We start from the raw sequence: 3,601 nt of genomic DNA on the forward strand, positions 1-3,601 counted from the left end.
GACCCGGAGGCAGAATATGCTCCGCTGGTGGAGCGTCTGCATGGGCAGGTCATCCACATCAGCCCTGCCAGCACCCAGTATATCAACCCGATGGACATCAACAGCAACTACTCGGAAGAGGATAACCCTCTGGCTTTGAAAGCCGACTTTGTGCTGTCCCTGTGCGAACTGGTGGTGGGCGGCAAAGAGGGTTTGCAGCCGGTGGAAAAGACGGTCATTGACCGCTGCGTCCATGTGATCTATCGCAAGTATTTCGAGAATCCCACCCCAGAAAATATGCCGCTGTTGGAAGATCTGTACAACGCCCTGCTGACGCAAGACGAACCGGAAGCGCGCCATGTGGCGGCTGCGCTGGAAATTTACGTTAAGGGTTCTTTGAATATTTTTAACCACCACACCAATGTGGATATCAATAATCGCATTGTCTGTTTTGATATCAAGCAGCTTGGCAAGCAGCTGAAAAAACTCGGTATGCTCATCGTGCAGGATGCCGTGTGGGGGCGTGTGACCGCCAACCGCAGTGCCGGAAAATCCACCCGGTACTATGCAGACGAGTTCCATTTGCTCTTGAAGGAAGAGCAGACTGCTGCTTATTCCGTGGAGATTTGGAAGCGTTTCCGTAAGTGGGGCGGCATTCCAACAGCCCTAACGCAGAATGTCAAAGATCTGCTGGCAAGTCCCGAAGTATCGAATATTTTTGAAAACTCGGACTTTGTGTATATGCTCAATCAGGCCAACGGAGACCGGCAGATTCTCGCAAAGCAGCTCAACATCTCGCCCCATCAGCTTTCCTACGTCACTCACTCCGGTGAGGGCGAAGGGCTGCTGTTCTTCGGCAACGTGATCCTACCCTTTGTTGACCACTTCCCGAAAGACCTTGAACTCTACCGCATCCTTACGACCCGCCTTTCCGAAGTTGCGGAGGCGCAAAAGCATGAGTGAGAAACAGCCGAAGCTGAGATTCGAGGAGGAAAAGGAGCGCACAGCTACACGCTCCCCTCCGAAAAAGTCTAAAGTGGAGCAGTCGGTGCCCAAAAAGCAGAAACTGAAACAGGATGCAGACAAAGCTGCGGAGAAATCCCAGCATCTGCGTTTTGGCAAAGCTGAGATCACCCCGGATGAAGCATCCCGCATGACAAAGCAGCAGAAACGTGCTATGTATGCCGCCGCTGCCGCCCGGTCTGCGGCACATCGGGAGATTGACCAGTACGAGGACGACAATGTGGGCACACAGGCTCTCAATGAAGGCGTGAAGTCCGAAGAAGCAGTCAGCGATTTCTCAAAGAATCGTTATGCAAGGAAGCTGAAAAAGAAAGCCAAGCTGCAAGCAAAGAAAAACACGCCTACTGCAAAATCTTCTGCGTTCGGGTCAGACAAGGCTCAAAGTGCAGAAGCAACCAGCAGTGAGGGCAACTCCAACTGGTTCTCCCGGTGGTGGCAGAAACAGGATATTCAGAAAAGCTACCGTGCCGCAACCCGGTCGGACGGCACCGCTGCACAGACCGCAGGCGGCAAAGCGGCATCAAATGGCACCAATGCCGCAAAGTCCGGCATGGAGCAGGTCATCGACAAAGGAAGATCGGTGGTCAGCACCGCAGTCAACGGCATTGCCAATTTTGCAAAGAGCAACGCGCACGTTCTTTTGATCGTGGGCGTTTTTCTTTTGCTCCTGCTGCTGGTCATGTCAGCGTTTTCGTCCTGTTCCATTCTGTTCTCCGGCACCACGCAGGTATCCGGGCAGACCATTTACACCGCAGAGGACCGGGACATCCGGGGAGCCGAAACCGACTACAAGAAGCTGGAAAAGGAACTGGATAAAAAGATCAAGCGTACCCCCACCGACCACCCCGGCTATGACGAATACCGATACCATCTGGATGCTATCGAGCACGATCCTTGGCAGCTCACTTCGTTCCTGACTACTCTCTACGACGACTACACCCGCAGCGAGGTGCAGGCAAAACTCAAGGAGACGTTTGCCAAGCAATACAAGCTGACCACATGGGTAGAAGTCCAGACCCGATACCGCACGGTAGTGATGATCGACATTTTTACTGGCATCCCCTACACCGTGCAAGTGCCCTATGAGTATCGAATTTTTCACACAAAGCTGGTGAATAAAGGACTGGAGGTCGTTATCCGGGAGGAACTGGACAACGACCAGTGGAAACGCTATGAGATCTTTCAGGATACGCTGGGCGGCAGACCTTATCTTTTTAATGGAGGCTTGCCGCCCGGTGGCTCGGATGGCTCCGGCACACCGGGCATCGACTATCAGGTTCCGGCAGAAGCCCTGACGGACAGCGAGTTTGCCGCCATCTACAAGGAAGCCCAAAAGTATGTGGGTACGCCCTATGTGTGGGGCGGCTCTACCCCGGAAACTGGCTTTGACTGTTCAGGCTACGTTTGTTGGGTCTACAACCAGAACGGCTACGATGTGGGACGCACCACCGCCAACGGCCTGTGGAACAAGAGCCAGCACATCAGCGAGGCCGAAGCAAAGCCCGGTGACCTTGTTTTCTTCGAGGGAACCTACGATACTCCGGGAAAAAGTCATGTGGGCATCTACCTTGGAAACGGCATGATGGTGTCCGCCGGCGACCCCATAAAGTATGCCAATATTCATTCGTCCTACTGGCAGAAATATTTGTCCGGTTTTGGGCGGCTCTCAAAATGATTGGAGGAAGAAATGAGCGAAAAACTCGATAAGCTGCGCGCTTCTCTGGAAAAGGAAAGGGAGCGTCGCATTAAGATCAACACTCGCATTGAAAGCCTTGAACGACGGATTCAGGAAGCAGAAGCTGCCGAGGTGAATGAGATGGTGCGCACCGCCAAGGTTACGCCGGAACAGCTTGCCGCCCTGCTGCGGCAGTCGGCTACCGCCACCCCGACCCCGGCTGCGCTGTCCGCGGTCGGTGCTACCTTTAATAAGGAGGACGATTCCAATGAAGATGATGAATAAGGTTTGTGCGCTGGTGCTGTCGGTGGCACTGTGCGCTGGCATGGCGGCTCCCGCTTTTGCCTATGGCGGTGAGCCTGTGGAGGAAGTGGAACAGCCCGTCCTGACTTCTACCACTGATGAGGAAGATGCGGTCACCGTGACCGATGAGGAAAACGGTGCCCTGACCCCGGAGGGCAATCTGACGCTGGTGGACGATTACCACACAAGTTACTCGGATGGCAGCGGTCAGCAGTTCATCACGCTGGTGTCGAAGTCTGGCAACACGTTTTATTTGGTCATTGACCGCAACGCCAAGGGTGAAAACACCGTTCATTTCATGAATCTCGTGGATGAAGCCGACCTTCTTTCCCTGATGGAAGATGAAGATGCCGAAGCGTATACCGCCGAAAAAGAAGCGGCGGCGCAGGCAGAACAGGAGCGCAAACAGACCGAGGAGGATGCGAAAAAGGCTGCGGAAGAAGCGGCGGCATCCGGTTCTGAACAGACTGGTGGCAACAAAGTTACGAAGTATGCTGCCACATTCTTAGGCGTTCTGGCTCTGGTCGGTTTGGTTGCTGGCGGCGGCATTTACACCTTTATGAAGCAGAAGCAGAAAAAGCAGGCAGAAAAAGAAGCCCTTGACCCCGATGCAAACTACAC

4 protein-coding genes are annotated in these 3,601 nt (G+C 53.9%); all 4 read left to right on the top strand.

The window, feature by feature from the left end; all coding sequences use genetic code 11:
• Positions 1-942, top strand: a 942-nt coding sequence (locus tag WMO44_RS14480; protein WP_349152999.1) for a VirB4-like conjugal transfer ATPase, CD1110 family, incomplete at its 5' end; no start/stop codon positions are given.
• Positions 935-2,677 (top strand): C40 family peptidase, encoded by a 1,743-nt coding sequence (locus tag WMO44_RS14485; protein ID WP_349153000.1) that lies wholly within the window; start codon positions 935-937, stop codon positions 2,675-2,677. The genes WMO44_RS14480 and WMO44_RS14485, both read left to right, overlap by 8 nt.
• A 12-nt stretch (positions 2,678-2,689) precedes the next feature.
• Positions 2,690-2,962 (top strand): DUF4315 family protein, encoded by a 273-nt coding sequence (locus WMO44_RS14490; protein WP_097773924.1) that lies wholly within the window; start codon positions 2,690-2,692, stop codon positions 2,960-2,962.
• Positions 2,946-3,601, top strand: a 656-nt coding sequence (locus WMO44_RS14495) for a DUF4366 domain-containing protein (protein WP_349153001.1), incomplete at its 3' end; no start/stop codon positions are given. The genes WMO44_RS14490 and WMO44_RS14495, both read left to right, overlap by 17 nt.

Source organism: Faecalibacterium tardum, from assembly GCF_040096515.1.
GTDB classification, from domain to species: domain Bacteria; phylum Bacillota; class Clostridia; order Oscillospirales; family Ruminococcaceae; genus Faecalibacterium; species Faecalibacterium tardum.

Excerpts from the sequence above, each read along its gene's own strand:
- WMO44_RS14485 (WP_349153000.1), top strand. The coding sequence starts at position 935 with ATGAGTGAGAAACAGCCGAAGCTGAGATTCGAGGAGGAAAAGGAGCGC.
- WMO44_RS14490 (WP_097773924.1), top strand. The coding sequence starts at position 2,690 with ATGAGCGAAAAACTCGATAAGCTGCGCGCTTCTCTGGAAAAGGAAAGG.